A 19,420-nucleotide genomic window follows, 5' to 3' on the forward strand; every position below is an offset into this window, starting at 1 on the left:
GTTCCTCCAAATATTTTGTTTACAATGTAAGTGTATGAATATTAGCTTGCCACTGTTTCCACATTTTTTCGAAAAAATTTATATTTCATATGATTGAACTTATCCAATTGTTGTGTATAATTAGTAACAACAGGAAAATGAGGTGCAGAAGATGGAAAAATTGTTTTATGAAACCCCATATGTAAAGATATTTGAAGCCAGAGTCCTGGACTGTAAACCGGGAAAGGACAAAACGTATGAAATAGTACTGAACCGGACAGCCTTCTATCCGGAAGGCGGCGGACAGCCAGCGGATACAGGAACACTTGCTGAGGCAAGGGTGCTTGATGTGCGGGAGAGAGCGGAAGGTATCGTTCATATTACTGATATGCAGTTATTACCGGGAAGTGATGTAACAGGGACCATAGACTGGGAGCGGAGATTCTGCCATATGCAGAATCATACCGGGGAGCATATCCTGTCCGGCATTGTACATAAGCATTATGGCTTTGATAATGTAGGATTCCATATGGGTAAGGACGAGATAACAGTAGATTTTAACGGTGTCCTTACCTGGGAACAGGCAGAGGCCATAGAAGAGGAAGCCAATGATCTGATCTGGAGAAACATACCAGTGGTGGAAACCTATCCAACAAAGGATGAGCTGGCTTCCATGGATTACCGCAGTAAAAAAGAATTAAGTGGTCAGGTTCGTATTATAGAAATACAAGACGGAGATGTTTGCGCCTGCTGTGGAACTCATGTTATGTACTCAGGAGAAATCGGCCTCATTAAGGTGACGGGTCTTATGAATTACAAAGGCGGAGTGAGAATGACACTGCGATGCGGAAAGCTTGCGCTTCTTGATTACCGTAATAAGATGAAATCCGTATCCGGTATCTCTGTTCTTTTATCCACTAAGCCGGATGAAATTATAGAAGCTGTGGACAAGCTAAAAGAAGAGAGCATGAAAAAGGAGGGCACCATCGGCCGGCTCTTTAAAGAGCTTTTTGAAAATAAGGTGTTAGAATACCCGGAATCCGATGAGCCGCTTTTGGTTTATGAAAAGGGCTTGAATCCAATTCAGCTTAGACAGCTATGTACCATGCTGTATGAGGAGAAAAAAGGAAGTGTAGTTCTTTTGTGTTCCGGAGAAGATGATGCCTATCAGTATGCAGCAGGAAGCAGCTGCAGGGACATGCGCTCTCTTTCAAAAGCAATGAATCATAAATGCAACGGACGGGGTGGAGGGAATGCTCTTATGGCCCAGGGGACCTTTCAGGCCTCCCTTACTGACATCCGGGAAATATTTGAGAATGAATTAAAAGGAGACAAGGATGGAATTAAATGATAGTACTATCAAGAAGCTTCGCTGGTTGATTGTCTTTGCGGTGGCAGCCGTTGTCATAGGTTTTAACTATCGGAGTGTTTTTAGTTTCGCTGTCAGAATCTTTCGGTTTTTCACTCCCTTTTTACTGGGGGGCGTAATGGCGTTTATCATCAACCTTCCCATGCGGACGATTGAAGGCGTAATTCCTCTTAAGAGAGACAGTAAGCTTTTAAGGCCCTTAAGTCTCATTATATCAATCGTATTTGTGGTGGGAATCGTAGTTCTTGTTACCTTTGTTGTGATGCCGCAGCTGATCGATACACTTGTGATTCTGCAAAACAGCCTGCCATCGTTTTTAACAGGTATAAAGACTGAGGCTGAAAGCCTGTTTGTGCAGTTTCCGCAGATTGCTGATTACATTAACAGTATAGATATTGACTGGAAAACGTTTATAGAACGAGTTGTTAGTTTCTTGTCCAATGGAGCAGGAACGGTTCTGTCTTCTACATTTTCAGCTGCGATCTCAATCATCAGCGGTGTGACCACATTCTTCATTGGCTTTGTTTTTGCCATTTATATTCTTCTTCAGAAGGAAAATTTATCGCGCCAGTTTAAGAAGCTGATGAAGGCCTATCTGCCGGAAGCATTGACAGTGCGTACCCTGGAAATTTTGGATTTGGTTCATACGACCTTTGCCAACTTTTTTGCGGGACAGTGTCTGGAGGCTATAATTCTTGGAAGTATGTTCTTTTTGACATTATCCATTTTCCGGCTTCCATACGCCCTTCTTATCGGTGTATTAATTGCATTTACGGCTCTGATCCCTATGTTTGGGGCCTTTATTGGGTGTGTGATCGGAGCATTCCTTATGCTGATGATTCAGCCTGTCAATGCACTTGTTTTTGTCATTATATTTTTTGTCCTTCAACAGATCGAAGGAAACTTAATTTATCCTCATGTCGTGGGAAATTCTGTGGGACTTCCATCTATTTGGGTGCTGGTTGCAGTGACCATTGGAGGCAGCACCATGGGAATTGTGGGAATGCTCATATTTATCCCTATCACTTCTGTTATTTATACTCTTTTGCGGGAGGCTGTGAATCACAGATTAAGCAAAGGAAATCAGGCTAATACAAAAAAACTTATTAAACCATAAAAGAATCCCTGGAGCTTCGGCGGCTTAGCCTGCAAAAGCTCCAGGGATTCTTTTTGTTAGATTCCTTGATACATGTATTTAATTAACCGTTCCACATCCTCAGGTTCATGAGCAACCAGCTCAAGCTCATCAATGAAGCCGTTGGAAAAAATAGTAGCCATAGAAAGATACTGGCTTAGTTTGGATTTCAAATTGATTCGGTCCCCTTCCGCGGAAACCAATTCTACTGTTCCCTTGCACTGCTCAATGACACTGAAAAACTTTTCAACATCTTTAATATTATGAACTTTCATATAGATCCCTCCTTGGGTTAGGGGTAAAATCTTGATGTTATTACGCTTTCATTATACCAATGTTTTCCAAAAAGTACAATATGAAGTTGCTGTTAAAAAGGTCTTAATCAAAGTCTGCGTGATAAACCTGGGTGGGTGTATGAATATCAACTGCGCTTAAGTTGAACTGGTCTTCAAATATCTGTATTTTGTATTCATAAAACACATCATCTGTTTTTTTGGACATGAATACATAAGCGCCAGGTTCCTTGTCCTCTATTTCATCGCTGATTTCATTGTAAATCTCTTCCCCGTTTACCGGGCCGTCATAACCTGTCATGCGGATGGTATCTTCAATCGCCTGATAAAATTCTTCCATAATGGTACCTCATTTCTGATTCGTATTATACAAATACCATTATAAGCAATTTTTCATATGACTGCAAGAATTACTTGAATCTTCTAAAAGAGGGTGTATAATAGGACAGGAATAAAAGGGAGGTAAGATAAATGGATTTATTATACAGGCCAAGAAGGCTGCGAACATCTGACACTTTGAGAAGAATGGTTAGGGAAACCAGAGTTTCCAAGCAGTCTCTGATATATCCCCTGTTCGTGATAGATGGAGAAGGAATTGCAGAAGAGATATCCTCTATGGAAGGACAGTTCCGCTATAGTGTGGACAAACTTCCCCTCATTATGGATCAGCTGGTTTTAGCTGGTGTGGAAAAGCTGATGCTGTTTGGCATTCCGGCCGAGAAGGATGCATGCGGAAGTCAGGCGTTTGATGATCAGGGAATTGTCCAGAGAGCGATTCGTGCGATCAGAGCGAATTATCCTTCTGTATACATTGTTACGGATGTCTGCATGTGCGAATATACGTCTCATGGCCACTGCGGGATTCTCTGCGGAGAGAATGTGGATAACGATAAGACTCTGGAGTATTTAAACCGCATTGCAGTCTCTCATGCAGCGGCAGGAGCCCATATGGTTGCCCCATCGGATATGATGGACGGACGGATTGGTTCCATGAGAGAGGCCCTTGATGAAGCTGGTTTTTCCAATGTGCCAATCATGGCCTATTCAGCCAAATACGCTTCCGCATTTTACGGACCATTCCGTGATGCTGCCGGATCCGCTCCCTCCTTTGGAGACCGGAAGAGCTACCAGATGGATTACCATAACCGGAAAGAAGCTTTAAAAGAAACGGATCTTGATGTTTCAGAAGGAGCTGACATTATCATGGTAAAGCCAGCCCTTTCTTATCTGGATATTATAAGAGAAGTATCCGACCGTCATGAAGTACCAGTAGCTGCATACAGCGTCAGCGGTGAATATGCCATGATTAAGGCAGCTTCCAAGGCAGGCTTTATTGACGAAGAAAAGATAATCTGTGAATCTGCTGTCAGCATCTTCCGGGCAGGCGCAGACATTTTAATTACCTATTTTGCTATTGAGCTTGCGCAGTATATGGATGAAGGAAAAATCGGCTGATTAAAGCCCCATATTCTCCAGACGGTACTTTTTGATGTCTTCCAGCAAAAGGTGAGAGATACGAAGTCCTCCCCGGCCACAGCCTAAGTCAATGTCCGGCTTGTTGGTGCCGTGAAAATCAGAGCCGCCGGTAGGAAAGAGACCGTATTGCTTAGAAAGCTTTTTTAATTTGCCGCTTTCGTAGGTATTATTGGAAGAGTGGTAGACCTCAAGGCCAAGAAGCCCCAGGTTTTTTAAATCGCTTACCAGTTCCTCTGTTTTTTTATCTCCCAGATGGTATTGGTATGGGTGGGCCAGAACTGGAAAGGCATGATTATCCGTCAGGATCTTCATGGCATGCTCTGGAGTGATGTCTTCCTTTTTTGGGCAGAAGCGGCTGCCGTAGGTCAGATATTTTTTAAATGCCTGATCCATAGATGTTACGTATCCTTTTTCATAGAGCACCCGGGCAAAATGGGCACGGGTTATGACTGTCTCTGGATTCCCGGCGGTCACTTCTTCTAAAGTGATCATCATATCAGAATCCTGAAAGCGGCGGATCATTTCCTGGTTCCTTTTGTCCCGGATATTTTTAAGCCCATTAATCTTTAACGTAAAATCCGGATCAGAAAAATCTACAAAAAGTCCCAGAATATGAATTTCCTGTCCCTTATAGACGCAGGAAAGCTCGATGCCTGGAATAATCTCAACAGGCTGTCCGTGAGAAGCTTCTATTGCCTCTGAAAGACCGTCAATGGTATCGTGATCTGTGAGAGCGATGGCACTCAGCTTTTTTTTGACGGCAAGCGACACTACCTCAGTGGGAGTTAAGGTGCCATCCGAGGCATTGGAATGAACGTGTAAATCGACAAGATTCATAAAAACCTCCAAAATGAAATAGTTTGGTAACACTATAGTAACATGTTTTTTACGTTCTGTAAAATGTAGAAAAAACACGAAAACTAATTAAGAAAATTCATAAAATCGTAATAGCATTTCCCACAAAGTATGGTATACTACTCAATGTAAAGATACATAATCATGTAAAAAGGTGAAATTAATGAGTCAGGTGGATAACAGACAAAGAGGCGGAGGAAGAACCAGTTCCTCTCAGAACGAAGGCAGGAGAAACACGCAGGGGACAAGCCGCAGAACCGGTCAGTCTTACCGGCAGAACAGTTCTTATCAGCCGAGACGTGGAAAGAAAAGAAGAAGAGGGCCCCAATATGGCATTACAAAAGTGCTGTTGGGGATTATTATTGCGGTTGCCTCAGTGATGGGGGTTATGGCAGCTGTTAAGGTGGTCGGACAAAAGACCAAGGATACAGAGGTAATCTCATCAACGGTTTCTGAAACGGAACTGAAAAAGGACGTAAAAGTAGATGATATTTCAATCACTGGTATGTCCAGGGAAGAGGCCCGTGAAGCTATAGAAAAAAAGTATCCGTGGCAGATGAAGGTTACTTATAAAGAAGAAGAGTATCAATTAAAGAATCTTTTAGACAGCAAGGTAGAAGCCCTGCTGGAAGAGATATACACGAAGGAACCGAAGGAAAGCTATACCTTAAGCCTTGACGGAATGGATGAGGAAGTAAAAGCTGAGGTTAAGGCAATTGCTGAAAAATGGGATGTAGCGGCGAAAAACGGTTCTATATCCGGATTCGACAAGAAAACCGGGGAATTTGTCTATGCCGGAGAGCAGAATGGAGTTGTCATTGATCAGGATAAGCTGACATCTGACATTCTTGCACAGCTTAAGACAAAGAATTACCAGGCTGATATTCCTGCCACAGGAAAGGAAGTAGCGCCTAAGATCACAGAAGCTCAGGCGAAACAGCTATATAAAGTGATTGGAACTTATACAACCACAACCACATCAAACAGTGACAGAAATAAAAACATTGAACTGGCCTCTGCGGCACTTGATGGAATGATCCTAAAACCAGGGGAAGAGTTCTCTTTTAATAAAACAACGGGAGAAAGATCCTCTGCCAAGGGATACCGCCCAGCAGGCGCATATTTAAACGGCGTATTAGTGGAAGAGCCGGGCGGCGGTGTGTGCCAGGTATCCTCTACCTTATATAATGCAGTTGTTTTTTCAGGACTTACCACAACAGAGCGCCATGCCCACAGCTATGAGCCTTCTTATGTAACGCCAGGAGAAGATGCCATGGTAAGCTTTGGCGGACCTGATATGAAATTTGTAAATAATTCTTCCAGCGCTATCGCCATCAGAACCAGCTTTTCCAAGCAGAAGCTTAAGATATCCATCGTTGGTATTCCTATCTTAGAAGAAGGCGTTACCCTTTCCATGACTTCCAAAAAGACGGCTGAGCTCGATGCACCAGCACCAGTTTATGAGGAAGATCAGACACTTCAGCCCAATGAGCAGAAGATCGTAAAGGCAGAGACAAAAGGAAGCCGCTGGGTGACCAATCTGGTAACAAAGAAAAACGGAACGGTTACAAGCGATGAATTTTTCCACAACAGCACATACCGTGGAAAACCAGCTACCATTAAAAGAAATACTTCAGGCGTTGTAGTACCGCCCACCAATCCATCTGAAACCGGAGGTGGTGCAGGTTCTCAAAGTGGAGGAGAGACCACGGCAGCTCATGGAAGCGAAGGACCTGGAAACACTGCGAATACAGAAACGCAGCCGGAAAAGCCCACAACTCCTGAGACGCAGCCTACAAAAGCCCAGGGACCAGCTGATAATGGGGGAGAGGCCTCCTCGGCCACGGAAAACATTATTCCACCAAATCCTCTTAATCAATAGTCGTGACAAAAGCAGACAGGACCGGACAGTTTATGCTGTCCGGTCCTGTTTTCCGATTGTTCCAAAAATAATACTTAAATTTCCAGTTTTAATATTTGCTTTTTGATAAATAATTGTTATAATAATGTCAGGTCACTTTCCCTAAAAGGGAACCATTTATTTATATTCACATTTGCAGGAGGAAATCTAAAATGGCAAGAAAAATGAAAACCATGGATGGTAACCACGCAGCAGCGCATGCGTCTTACGCATTTACTGATGTTGCGGCTATTTATCCGATTACCCCATCTTCACCTATGGCTGAGGCCACAGATGAGTGGTCAACAGACGGAAGGACAAACATCTTCGGTCAGACAGTGCAGATTACAGAGATGCAGTCTGAAGCAGGTGCAGCAGGTGCAGTTCACGGTTCCTTAGCAGCAGGTGCACTGACTACTACCTATACCGCTTCCCAGGGTCTGTTACTTATGATTCCGAACTTATATAAAATTGCAGGTGAGCAGTTGCCAGCCGTTATCAATGTATCTGCACGTGCTATTGCAACCCATGCATTATCTATTTTTGGTGATCACTCTGACGTATACGCATGTCGCCAGACAGGCTGTGCTATGTTATGTGAATCCAGTGTACAGGAAGTTATGGACTTGACTCCAGTAGCTCATATGGCTGCTCTTGAGGGTAAAGTACCATTTATCAACTTCTTTGACGGCTTCCGTACCTCTCATGAGATTCAGAAGGTGGAAACATGGGATTACGAGGATTTAAAAGAGATGGTAAACATGGATTCAGTTGATGAATTCCGTCGCAATGCTTTAAATCCTAACCATCCAAACCTTAGAGGTTCTGCTCAGAACCCTGATATCTTCTTCCAGGCAAGAGAAGCCTGCAATCCATACTACGATGCTCTTCCAGGCATTGTACAGAAGTACATGGACAAGGTTAATGCTAAGATCGGTACCGATTATAAATTATTCAACTACTACGGAGCTGCTGATGCAGATCATGTAATCATTTCTATGGGTTCTGTTAATGAAACCATTGAAGAGACCATTGATTATCTGGTAAAAGCAGGCCACAAGGTTGGTGTTGTAAAGGTTCGTCTTTACAGACCATTCGTAGCACAGGGACTGATTGATGCAATTCCTGATTCTGTTAAGACAATTTCTGTTTTAGACAGAACAAAAGAGCCAGGTTCCTTAGGTGAGCCATTATACTTAGACGTTGTTGCTGCTCTTAAGGGCTCAAAGTTTGATCAGATTAAGATCTTAACTGGCCGTTATGGTTTAGGTTCCAAGGATACAACTCCGGCTCAGATTGCAGCTGTATATGAGAACAAGACAAAAACTCCATTTACAATCGGTATTGTTGATGATGTAACTCACCTTTCTCTTGAAAGCGGTACACCAATCATCACAACACCAGAAGGAACAACCAACTGTAAGTTCTGGGGTCTTGGTGCTGACGGTACTGTTGGTGCTAACAAGAACTCCATTAAGATTATTGGTGATAACACCGATATGTATGCTCAGGCTTACTTTGACTATGATTCCAAGAAGTCCGGCGGTGTTACTATGTCCCATTTACGTTTCGGACATAAACCGATTAAATCCACTTATTTAATTCGTAAGGCTAACTTCGTAGCATGCCACAATCCTTCCTATGTACGTAAGTACAACATGGTTCAGGAGCTGGTTGACGGCGGTGTATTCTTATTAAACTGCCCATGGGATGCAGAAGGTCTTGAGAAGCATTTACCAGGACAGGTTAAGAAATTCATTGCAGATCACAATATTAAGTTCTACACCATTGACGGTGTTAAGATCGGTATTGAGACTGGCATGGGACCAACACGTATCAACACCATTCTTCAGTCTGCATTCTTTGAACTGACAGGAATTATTCCTGCTGAAAAAGCAAATGAACTGATGAAGGCTGCTGCAAAAGCTACTTACGGACGTAAGGGCGAAGAGATCGTTCAGAAGAACTGGGCAGCGATTGATGCAGGTGCTAAGGGCGTTGTTAAGGTTGAGGTACCTGAAAGCTGGAAGAACGCTGCAGATGAAGGTCTTGACTATAAGGTAATTAGCGAAGGAAGACAGGATGTTGTTGACTTTGTAAATAACATTCAGACAAAGGTAAGCGCTCAGGAAGGTGATACATTACCAGTATCCGCATTTGTTGATTACGCCAATGGTTCTACACCATCTGGTTCCTCAGCATTTGAGAAGCGTGGTATCGCTGTTAATATTCCTAGCTGGAATCCAGAAAACTGTATCCAGTGTAACTTCTGTTCCTATGTATGTCCTCATGCTGTTATCCGTCCGGTTGCACTGACAGAAGACGAAGCTTCAGGCAGACCAGAAGAGATGACTACTCTTCCAATGACAGGTATGCCAGGATATCAGTTCGCAATCACTGTTTCTGCATTTGACTGTACTGGTTGCGGTTCCTGTGCAAACGTATGTCCAGGAAAGAAGGGCGAGAAGGCTCTTACTATGGTAAATATGGAAGCTCACTGCGATGTAACACAGAAGGTATTTGACTTCGGTCAGACACTTCCAATCAAGCAGGAAGTAATTGATAAATTTAAGGAAACTACCGTTAAGGGAAGCCAGTTCAAGAAGCCTCTTCTTGAGTACTCAGGAGCATGTGCTGGTTGTGGCGAGACTCCTTACGCTAAATTAGTGACTCAGTTATACGGTGACAGAATGTACATTGCCAATGCAACTGGATGTTCTTCCATCTGGGGTAACTCCTCACCATCTACACCTTATACTGTAAATGCTAACGGACAGGGTCCGGCATGGTCCAACTCTTTATTCGAAGATAATGCAGAGTTCGGTTACGGTATGCTTTTAGCTCAGAACGCAATCAGAGGCGGATTAAGATCTAAGGTTGAAGAAATCTTAAACTCTGACAAAGCTTCCGAGTCTGTAAAGGCAGCATGTCAGGAATACCTTGACACCTATACTGTTGGTGCAACCAATGGTTCTGCTTCTAACAAACTGATTTCAGCATTAGAAGGCTGTGACTGTGAGTTAGGCAAAGATATTTTAAAGAGTAAAGATTTCCTTGGCAAAAAATCACAGTGGATCTTCGGTGGTGACGGCTGGGCTTATGATATCGGTTTCGGTGGTGTTGACCACGTTCTTGCCAGCGGCAAAGACATCAACATCCTGGTATTCGATACAGAAATCTATTCCAATACAGGTGGTCAGTCCTCCAAGGCAACAAAGACTGGTGCAGTAGCTCAGTTCGCTGCCGGCGGTAAGGATACCAAGAAGAAAGACTTAGCAAGCATTGCAATGAGCTACGGTTATGTATACGTTGCACAGATCGCAATGGGTGCTGACTATAATCAGACCGTTAAGGCCATTACAGAGGCTGAGGCTTATCCAGGACCATCTCTGATCATCGCTTATGCTCCATGTATCAGCCATGGTATCAAGAAGGGTATGTCAAAGGCACAGACAGAAGAGAAGCTGGCTGTTGAATGCGGATACTGGAACAACTTCCGTTACAATCCTTCTGCAGAGAAGAGATTCTCCTTAGACAGCAAGCCTCCTGTATTAGAGGGATATCAGGAATTCTTAAAGGGTGAGGTTCGTTACTCTTCCTTAGCAATGAAGAATCCTGAGAGAGCAGCTGAATTATTCGAACAGAATGAGGCAGATGCAAAGGCAAGATTTGAATATCTGCAGAAACTGGTTACTTTATACGGAAATGAATAATTGACGTAAAAACCAGATATGCGGTTTAAGCTGTGGTAAATAAAGAATGCCAGTCCTTTTTGGACTGGCGTTCTTTTTATGCTATAAGCGAATATGAAGAAAGAGAAACCACAGAACAGGTACCAATAAGGCTGGTAATAAATTTAAGGTCTGAAATGTTTTAATCTTTAGAATAGATAACCCGGAAGCTAAAATAAGAAAGCCTCCAACAATGGAAATCTCGGTCATGAATTCAGGCGTTAGAAACGGGGAGACCTGATGAGCAAGCAGATAAATACTTCCTTGCCAGACAAACAATACCAAAGCGGAGATGGCTATGCCAATACCATAACTGGAAGCTAATACAAGTGACGTGACCAGGTCCAGGGTCGCGTTGGTGAACAAATATGTATTATTATGATTCAGAGCGCTTTCTATTGGCCCTAGAATGGATAAGGTGCCGATGCAGAATAGTAAAACTGCAGTAGATAAGCCTTGTCCCAGATTTGTTTTAGAATATCTCTGTACCAGCTTTTGGAACTTACTGTCAATATCAATAGCAGTACCTATGATGCCTCCTAAAGAAAGACTTATAATAAATAATACGGGATACGTGCTGTCAGATAAATTTTTCACCACAGCATGCAATCCAAGACCCGTTGCGGCCAGCCCCATGGCATCATATAGAATGTTCTGATATTTTTCTTTTAATCCCTTTTTTATTAAGCTGCCAGCCACGCTGCCAGCAAGAATCGTGCCGGCATTTACAAAAGTTCCTATCACAAATGTTCTCCTTTCAAACTAATTTAATTAATAGTATTATAAACCCTCCGGCTAATAGAGCCAAGCTTTATTCCTGTCAATGAAGAAACAAATTACCGTTACTATTCTACAGATATCCATAATATAAAAATGCTCCTCTTCTGGCAGACCGTATAAAGGAAACGGCCGCTATTAGAGGAGCATTACTAATTCATTCATTGTTATGTAGCATAAAAATATGGTTTAGCAATTATACCTGTGTTGTTCCATACTGATTGCCTTCATCCACGCTGCCTTTGCAGAGATAAACGATGAAGATTATAGTTCCCACAATCGGAATAAATGGTAACAGGATCCAGAAACCGGATTTGTTGATATCATGCATACGGCGAATTTGAAGGGCAATACCTGGAATAATGAGTGCGACTACATAAATCAAATATATAATCATAAAGAAATCTACAATTGCGCCAAGAAAACCTAAAACAAATAAAGCAATTGCATTGATAAGGATCGCCATCCAATAACCTTTCACAGTAGTACGGTCCTTAAAATTTAAGAAATTCTTCCACATAGATAAGTATTCATTCATAATAAATTGAGACCTTCCTTTCTTTTGTAATATACATATTCATTATACAGGAAAATATTGTCAATTTAAATAAAAAAACGCAAATTAATTAAAAAACGTCATATTATACATAATTTCGATATTATAATGATATTTATTGTAATTTGTATATTATTATATATTATTAAGTCAACTATAATAATTAGAAATATAAACGGTAGTATTTTATATCTATCCTATGAAAATCTGGAAATATAACAGAGTTAAGACAAACAAAAGCAGTCGGACAGACACTGGCTAATATTGTATGAATAAACTTACTATATAACGATTATATATGAGGTTATCCATGGGTACTATAATCTATATGCAAAATGGTTCTAATGCCGGGGAAAGCGGGCCAACCGCTGGGGCTGGCAATCAAAATACAACCATTGAAACAGGACCTGTATCGCCGGAAGGAGAGCAGTCTAACATATTGGCACCAAATCCTCAGGTTGAATGGCCTGAATATAATCCTCTCTCTCCGGAAGAAGGAGAAGCTAACGGCACATGGAGTTCTATCATTACCATGTTTCCAAAGCCAATTATCCCCTGTTATTCCTGTAACTCCGATCAGGTGGGCCTTGTGCGACTATTAAATGCTGCGGCAAACTATCCGCCATTTTGGGTTTATATTAATGAACAGGTAGCAGTTGAGGGCCTTGATAATGGAGATATGAGTCAATATGGAAGAGTATCTGCTGAGACTCAGACCATTACGGTTACGGATGATAATAATTATGTATATCTGAAAAAACAGGTGCAGGTACCTGTGAATAGTGCAATCACAATCGCACTTTACAATACGGATGCTGGTCTGGATATCATGGTGGTTGACGATTATTTATGTAATGGTGGAATCAATACGGGATGTTTTAGAGTCTGTAACCTTTCCATCACCAACCGGAAGATTAATGTCATACTAAACGGAGCCAATATTATATTTCGGGATGTGGATTATAAGCAGGTAACCAATTTTCAATATGCCACCACTGGCTATTACATGGTCTCTGTTTCCAGCAGCAGTGTATACAGCGGAAATCTTATCCTGACGTCTAACATTTACATCAGAGGCAATGTCTCCTATACCATGTATGTGTTTAACTGGAGTCTGACTCAGAATGCCATACGTATACTTATTGTGGAAGATAGAAGAAATTAAAAGAATAGAAACCTCTGGTTGACAAATCAGAGGTTTCTTGCTATTCTAAGTGTATTAGATGTATTAATACAGATATAGGAGGTGGAATATGATATTGCTAGACTACAAAGACCGCAGGCCGATCTACGAACAGATTGTAGAAAAATTAAAAGACTTAATGATATGTGGTGTACTGGAACAGGATAGCCAGCTACCGTCTGTACGGGCCTTAGCCACTGACTTATCTATCAATCCCAATACCATTCAAAGAGCATACGCGGAGCTGGAGCGAAGAGGATTCATCTATTCCGTAAAAGGAAAAGGAAGCTTTGTAGCGGATACCAGCTCCATACAGGCATTAAAAAATGGTGAGCTTAGGAATAAGCTTGGAAACTGGATTGATGAGGCAAAAAGATCAGGTCTTACAGAAGATAAAGCCCACACCTGGATCGCAGAAGGGTGGATTAAACAAGAATTTCTGCAAGGGGAGGATAGATAAATGATTAAAGCGGAAAACCTTACAAAAAAGTTTGATACAATTGTTGCCGTTGATCACGTAAGCGCTGAGATACGGGATGGAAGCGTTTTTGGTCTGATTGGAACCAATGGTGCAGGAAAGAGTACATTTCTTCGAATGCTCAGCGGGATATTAAAGCCGGATGAAGGAAATGTGACCATTGATGATAAGCCGGTATTTGAAAATGAAGCGGTAAAAGAGCGTTTCTTCTACATTTCTGACGACCAATATTATTTTAACAATGCAACACCAGCCGATATGATGTCGTTTTACTCAAAAGTCTATCCGGCATTTGATAAGACTCGTTTTCAGAGCCTCATGGAGAAATTCGGCCTGGATACCAGAAGAAAGATTCAGACCTTCTCAAAAGGAATGAAGAAGCAGCTTTCCGTCATTTGCGGAATCTGTGCCAATACGGATTATCTTTTCTGTGATGAGACCTTTGATGGCCTGGACCCGGTGATGCGCCAGGCAGTAAAAAGCCTTTTTGCCAATGACATGGCAGAACGGAATTTAACGCCGATTATTGCCTCCCATAACCTAAGGGAGCTTGAGGATATCTGTGACCACGTGGGCCTTCTCCACAGGGGTGGAATTTTGCTTTCCAGAGACTTAGACGATATGAAGCTTAATATCCATAAAGTACAATGTGTGTTAAAAGAGGGAATGGAAGAAAGCGATTTAACTGCCTTAAACCGTATTAAGACAGAAAAAAGAGGAAAGCTCTACACCATAACTGTACGGGGGAGCAAAGAAGAGGTAGAAGGATTAATGGAAACCTACCAGCCAATATTTTATGAGATGATTCCATTATCTTTGGAAGAAATATTTATCAGTGAAACGGAGGTGGCCGGTTATGACATCAAGAAGCTTATTTTTTAATCTATTAAAAGAGGATGTAAAACAGCGCCTTTGGTCTGTAGCACTTACTTTTTTATTATTTTTCTTTTCGCTGCCGGTAGGAGTAGCCTTAACGGTGGGAGATAAATTTAACGATGAACTGACCAGAAAAAATATAATAGCTGGTGTTTATAAATGGCTGAGCTTTCAGAACGGCTATCTGGTAGCAATTATTATACTTTTGTCTTTGATCATGGCAGTGACCAGCTTTTCCTATCTACATTCCAGACAAAAGGTTGATTTTTACCACAGTATACCAGTCAATAGAAAGAACCTGTTCTGGGCGAATTATTTCAACGGAATTTTCATTGTGGTGGCAACTTATGCGATCAATTTAATTTTTTCCTTTGGAGTTGCAGCTGTGAATGGAATTTTGACATCAGAAATCGCAGGAGCTGGAATCAAAGGATTTTGTCTTTTTATGCTCCATTATCTCCTTTTATATACGGTAACAGTGGTTGCAATGATGTTGACAGGAAATATTCTGGTTGGGATTCTTGGAACCCTGGTATTTGAATTTTATGGAAGCAGTGTCTTTGCTGTTTTAGAATTATGTTATCAGCATTTTTTTGATACCAGCTACAGCGGAAGTAGATCATTTTTCACGTTGATGTTTAATAAAACATCGCCGTTATTCCTTTTTGTGTCAAATGTAGAGGCAATGAAACCTGGAAAATCCTTAGATGGGGTGGCTCTTCGAATTGCTGTGGTTTGTGTAATTACGGTGATTCTGGCTCTTCTTTCTTTCTGGCTCTATAAAAAGAGAGGGTCAGAAGCGGCTGGAAAGGCTATGGCTTTTCAAATAAGCATGCCAATCATACGGATTCCCATAGTAATTCTTGCATCACTTAGCGGAAGTCTGTTTTTCTGGCTGGTTCATTCTACATTGGGTTGGGCAGTGTTTGGACTTATCTGCGGACTTTTACTGTCCCATTGCGCCATAGAGATCATTTATCATTTTGATTTCCGTAAGCTCTTTTGTAACTGGAAACAGATGATACTATGTGGAGTTTTGGCGGCTGCTGTATTCTCAAGTTTCCGCTACGATATTTTTGGTTATGATCGTTACGTTCCGGCAAAAGACTCCATAAGGCATGTAGGGATATCTTTTAATAACACCAATGACTGGATCAACTATGGTGAGATAATAACACCTGAGGATGATTTGAGTGATTTTGAGTGGAGATATATGTCCTCTGATGAATATCTCTTAAACCATATGGAGCTTAAGGATATTGAACCGGTTCTTACACTTGTGAGAGAATCAATCAATGCAATGAAAGAGAAACCTCGTTTCGACCGTGAATTACAGCCGATTGATGATAGAGGGCAATATACAAGATTTTATAGCTTTTCGGTCAAGTATACTTTGAAGAATGGAAAGACGATCTATCGTACTTATGATATGCCGAGATCTTTATTAAGTCAGGAAATTGTACAAATATATGAGAATCCTGAATTCCGTCAGGCCGTTTATCCCATACTGACTCAGACAACCGATAACACTGCTGGCGTTAAAGTTGGCAGAGGTGGTCAGATGAGCATAGTAAGCCTGGACAGAAACGGTACAGATAAGGCAATGACCGATAAATTACTGATGACCTATCAGGAAGAGCTTATGAATCTTAAGGTTGATACCATGCAAAAAGAAAGTCCTATTGCTTCCATTCAGTTTATAACAAAGCAGCAGGCGGAATTGACAAAATTAAAATCAGATACCAATAACAACTGGCAATACAATTATATCATTGAAAAAGGGTATTATCCTATTTATCCATCCTTTGTAAAGACTCTTGATCTATTAAGAGAATATAATATAGATGTAGATAGTTGGAATGACTTAAGTCTGATTAAAGAAATTAATATTGATAAAGTTCAGTTTAATAAAAATGAGATAACAACAGAAGAGAAGGACTCCCCGTATTTAACGATTACTGATCCTGAAGAAATCAAACAAGTTATGAATGCTGCTACCCTGGAAGAGTACACCAGTATAAATCCATTTACTGACTCTGAGTATGCTTCTTTTACCTTTTCTGCTGTTACGATTTCAGGGGGAAACAGGACTGAGATTCAGTACACGATTCCAAGAGACAAATTGCCGGATTTTCTGAAAAATGAGCTTCAAGATATAATTAGGGATAGGTAAACAGTCTTTCATTGACTTTTTCTTCCAATAAAGTTAAAATAGGAGAAGTATAAGTCAAAGGAGGAGTCACGGATGGCATTTTTTGAAGAGCTGGGAAAGACACTCAGCGACACCGGCAAAGAAGTCGCTACCAAGGCAAAAGCGTTGACTGAGACCATTCAGTTAAAGACACAGATCAGTGCTGAAAAAACGAAGCTGGAAGAAGCTTATGCAGTCATCGGTAAACAATTCTATGAAGCGAATAGAGAACCAGAGGAAGCGTATGCAAAGGCCTACGAAGCCATCAGGGGCAGCCGGGAAAGAATTGCCGCTCTGGAGATTGAACTGACCCAAAGCGAGGGAACCCGTATTTGTGCTGAGTGCGGTGCAAAGATTTTAAAGGATTCCATTTATTGCGGAAAGTGCGGTGCACATGTAAAGGAAGCCGACCAAAGTCCGGTAACGAATGAAGAGATAATTGTGGAACCAGAAGAAGCTCCATTATCGGAGGAAGAAAATACGGCTTCTGGGATTAATAAAGTGAGTGAAGAGGCTTTTGAGCCTACAGAAGAACAGAATTGATGATTCAGGGATCGGCGATATTGCCGGTCCCTGTTTTTGTCAATTTTTGCTTTTTGAAAAAAGGTATGTAAATTTTCGGTAAAATGTGATAGACTAGAGCCGACTCACAAATGATTGAAGATACAAAGAGGTATAATATGAAAGCAAATGTCAGGTGGCTGGGAAAGCTTATTTTCCTTTCCGCCCTTATCAATATATTGATCGAACTGGCGGCCAGAAAATCTCTGACAGGCCTTTATACCTATATGCGGGATGGATTTTTAATTTATCTCCTCAATACCATAATCATTCTCCTGCCTTTTACGTTGGTATTTATTACAAGAAGGAAGGTTTTTTGCTGTATTGCGGTATCCGTCATGTGGATCTTTATGGGAATAACAAACGGAATTCTTCTTATTTTCCGTACCACTCCATTTACAGCAGCAGATTTCAGGCTGGTTAAGTATGCCATCAGTCTTGCTACCGTCTACTTTACCTGGATGCAGATTATACTTATGGTCATTGGATTTGGGTTTGCAGCAACACTGCTATTATTTGTATGGAAAAAAGCGCCGGTTTCCTGTGAAAAGATTGGGTATGGACTCGGTTCTGTTACCATACTGGCCTGTATTGTGACAGTTCTCGGAGCTACCAGTTTATCTATGAGGACAGGCCTTGTTGCCGTTCATTTTGGTAATATTGGAGACGGATTTCGAACCTATGGATTTCCTTACTGCTTTTCTAATTCCATCTTTAATACAGGAATATCAAAACCAGAGGGCTATAGCGATGAGGCTATGGAGGCCATAAAGGATGAAGAATTAGTTCAGGAAAACACATATGCCTTATCAGATGGGACCAAACCAAACGTTATTATGATTCAATTGGAATCCTTTTTTGATCCTGCCTTGTGGAAAAAGAATCCGGTAAAACACGATCCTATTCCATTTTTCCACCAGCTGGAAAAGAATTATCCAAGCGGATATTTAAATGTTCCGGTGGTGGGAGCGGGGACGGCAAATACGGAATTTGAGTCCATAACCGGCATGAATCTGGACTTTTTTGGGCCAGGGGAATATCCATATAAAACAGTTTTAAAGAGAACGTCGGCAGAAAGTGTTGCGTTTGATTTGAAAAATATAGGCTACAGTGCCCATGCGATACATAACAATGAGGCGACCTTTTACGATAGGAACCGTGTGTTCTCACAGCTTGGCTTTGATACCTTTACGCCCATTGAGTATATGAACAATTTTGAACGGAATCCTACCGGCTGGTGCAAGGATAAGATTCTGACCGGTGAGATTATTAAAACTCTGGATTCAACACCAGGGCCTGATTATATTTATACCATATCGGTACAGGGACATGGAAAGTATCCGAGCTTTGAATATTACTGTCAGCAGATCGGAGAGATGGATGAGTTTATTCGTTCTCTTGTGAATACTCTTCGTACAAGGAAAGAGCCTACAGTTTTAGTGATGTACGGAGATCATTTGCCTGGGTTTAGCTGGACGGAAAATGAGATGAAGAATAATTCTCTTTTTCAGACAGAATATGTTATCTGGAACAACATGAATCTTCCTGTGGTAAAAAAGGATGTGGAGGCGTATCAGCTGGCAGCTCACGTACTCGATATGCTGAACATTCATGAAGGAACTATGATGAGATTTCATCAAAAGTTTTTAAATGATAAGAGTGCAGACAGTGAAGGCTATCTTCGTGATATGAAAACTCTGGAGTACGACATTCTTTATGGAAACCATGAGGTCTATGGAGGGGAGAATCCTTATGAGACCTCAAACCTAAAGATGGGTGTGGATAACATTACCATAGATAAGGTGGTCTATAATGATTCCAATGTACTCATTTACGGCAATAATTTCACCCCTTATTCTAAAATCTGCTTTGACGGAAAAGCAGCAGAAACCACGTATGTATGGCCTCAGTTAATCATAGCAAAAGATATCCCTGAGCATAAGGCCATAGATTCGGAGATATCCGTTTGGCAGATAGGCAGGGACAAGGTTCCTTTAAGTGAAGCCGGAACGTATCATTTTCAAACAGGAAGTTAAAAAAGAGAGCACATGGATTTTATT

At 41.4% G+C, this 19,420-nt stretch carries 16 protein-coding genes; 11 read left to right on the forward strand and 5 right to left on the reverse strand.

Annotated elements, in window-relative coordinates; all coding sequences use genetic code 11:
• The first annotated feature begins 151 nt into the window (after positions 1-151).
• Both T546_RS0102100 and T546_RS22625 read left to right on the forward strand, forming a co-directional pair.
• Complete coding sequence (locus T546_RS0102100; RefSeq protein WP_026890198.1) at positions 152-1,330, forward strand: alanyl-tRNA editing protein; 1,179 nt, start codon at positions 152-154, stop codon at positions 1,328-1,330.
• The gene (locus tag T546_RS22625) at positions 1,317-2,465 is read left to right on the forward strand and encodes an AI-2E family transporter (protein ID WP_034597460.1); all 1,149 of its coding nucleotides are present in this window, start codon (positions 1,317-1,319) and stop codon (positions 2,463-2,465) included. Before T546_RS0102100 ends, T546_RS22625 begins: the two co-directional genes overlap by 14 nt.
• A gap of 56 nt (positions 2,466-2,521) precedes the next feature.
• Here T546_RS22625 and T546_RS0102110 read toward each other — a convergent pair whose 3' ends face one another.
• Positions 2,522-2,758 (reverse strand): hypothetical protein, encoded by a 237-nt coding sequence (locus T546_RS0102110; protein WP_024835623.1) that lies wholly within the window; start codon positions 2,756-2,758, stop codon positions 2,522-2,524.
• A 103-nt stretch (positions 2,759-2,861) separates the two neighbouring features.
• Positions 2,862-3,116 (reverse strand): hypothetical protein, encoded by a 255-nt coding sequence (locus T546_RS0102115; RefSeq protein WP_026890199.1) that lies wholly within the window; start codon positions 3,114-3,116, stop codon positions 2,862-2,864.
• Positions 3,117-3,247: 131 nt separating this feature from the next.
• Between T546_RS0102115 and hemB the strand changes: the two genes are divergently transcribed.
• Positions 3,248-4,231, forward strand: coding sequence for a porphobilinogen synthase (gene hemB / locus T546_RS0102120; protein ID WP_026890200.1), 984 nt, complete (start codon positions 3,248-3,250; stop codon positions 4,229-4,231).
• On the opposite strand, the gene T546_RS0102125 is transcribed toward hemB, so the two are convergent.
• Complete coding sequence (locus T546_RS0102125; protein WP_026890201.1) at positions 4,232-5,089, reverse strand: PHP domain-containing protein; 858 nt, start codon at positions 5,087-5,089, stop codon at positions 4,232-4,234.
• 181 nt (positions 5,090-5,270) lie between these two features.
• Here T546_RS0102125 and T546_RS0102130 point away from each other — a divergent pair, with 181 nt between their 5' ends.
• Both T546_RS0102130 and nifJ read left to right on the forward strand, forming a co-directional pair.
• Complete coding sequence (locus tag T546_RS0102130) at positions 5,271-6,989, forward strand: VanW family protein (protein WP_026890202.1); 1,719 nt, start codon at positions 5,271-5,273, stop codon at positions 6,987-6,989.
• Positions 6,990-7,180: 191 nt separating this feature from the next.
• Positions 7,181-10,720, forward strand: coding sequence for a pyruvate:ferredoxin (flavodoxin) oxidoreductase (gene nifJ / locus T546_RS0102135; protein WP_026890203.1), 3,540 nt, complete (start codon positions 7,181-7,183; stop codon positions 10,718-10,720).
• 81 nt (positions 10,721-10,801) lie between these two features.
• Here the strand turns inward: nifJ and T546_RS0102140 are convergent, their stop codons facing one another.
• The gene (locus tag T546_RS0102140) at positions 10,802-11,482 is read right to left on the reverse strand and encodes a DUF554 domain-containing protein (RefSeq protein ID WP_026890204.1); all 681 of its coding nucleotides are present in this window, start codon (positions 11,480-11,482) and stop codon (positions 10,802-10,804) included.
• Positions 11,483-11,711: 229 nt separating this feature from the next.
• Complete coding sequence (locus T546_RS0102145; protein ID WP_026890205.1) at positions 11,712-12,053, reverse strand: DUF805 domain-containing protein; 342 nt, start codon at positions 12,051-12,053, stop codon at positions 11,712-11,714.
• Positions 12,054-12,381: 328 nt separating this feature from the next.
• Here T546_RS0102145 and T546_RS0102150 point away from each other — a divergent pair, with 328 nt between their 5' ends.
• From T546_RS0102150 to T546_RS0102175, 6 genes are all read left to right on the forward strand, one after another.
• Positions 12,382-13,236, forward strand: a complete 855-nt coding sequence (locus T546_RS0102150; protein ID WP_026890206.1) for a DUF4397 domain-containing protein — start codon at positions 12,382-12,384, stop codon at positions 13,234-13,236.
• An 88-nt stretch (positions 13,237-13,324) separates the two neighbouring features.
• A complete protein-coding gene (locus T546_RS22630; RefSeq protein ID WP_051629536.1) occupies positions 13,325-13,714 on the forward strand; it encodes a GntR family transcriptional regulator in 390 nt (129 codons plus the stop codon).
• Positions 13,715-14,614: an ABC transporter ATP-binding protein gene (locus T546_RS0102160; protein ID WP_026890207.1), complete on the forward strand. Its 900-nt coding sequence runs from the start codon at positions 13,715-13,717 to the stop codon at positions 14,612-14,614.
• Positions 14,589-16,781 carry a DUF6449 domain-containing protein gene (locus T546_RS0102165; RefSeq protein WP_026890208.1) on the forward strand — a complete coding sequence of 731 codons (2,193 nt, stop codon included), beginning with the start codon at positions 14,589-14,591 and terminating at the stop codon, positions 16,779-16,781. Before T546_RS0102160 ends, T546_RS0102165 begins: the two co-directional genes overlap by 26 nt.
• Before the next feature lie 72 nt (positions 16,782-16,853).
• Positions 16,854-17,342 (forward strand): zinc ribbon domain-containing protein, encoded by a 489-nt coding sequence (locus tag T546_RS0102170; RefSeq protein ID WP_026890209.1) that lies wholly within the window; start codon positions 16,854-16,856, stop codon positions 17,340-17,342.
• Between the two features lie 137 nt (positions 17,343-17,479).
• Positions 17,480-19,396 (forward strand): LTA synthase family protein, encoded by a 1,917-nt coding sequence (locus tag T546_RS0102175; RefSeq protein ID WP_034597464.1) that lies wholly within the window; start codon positions 17,480-17,482, stop codon positions 19,394-19,396.
• Positions 19,397-19,420: the final 24 nt, after the last annotated feature.

Origin of the sequence: [Clostridium] aerotolerans DSM 5434 (genome assembly GCF_000687555.1) — a bacterium.
GTDB lineage: Bacteria > Bacillota > Clostridia > Lachnospirales > Lachnospiraceae > Lacrimispora > Lacrimispora aerotolerans.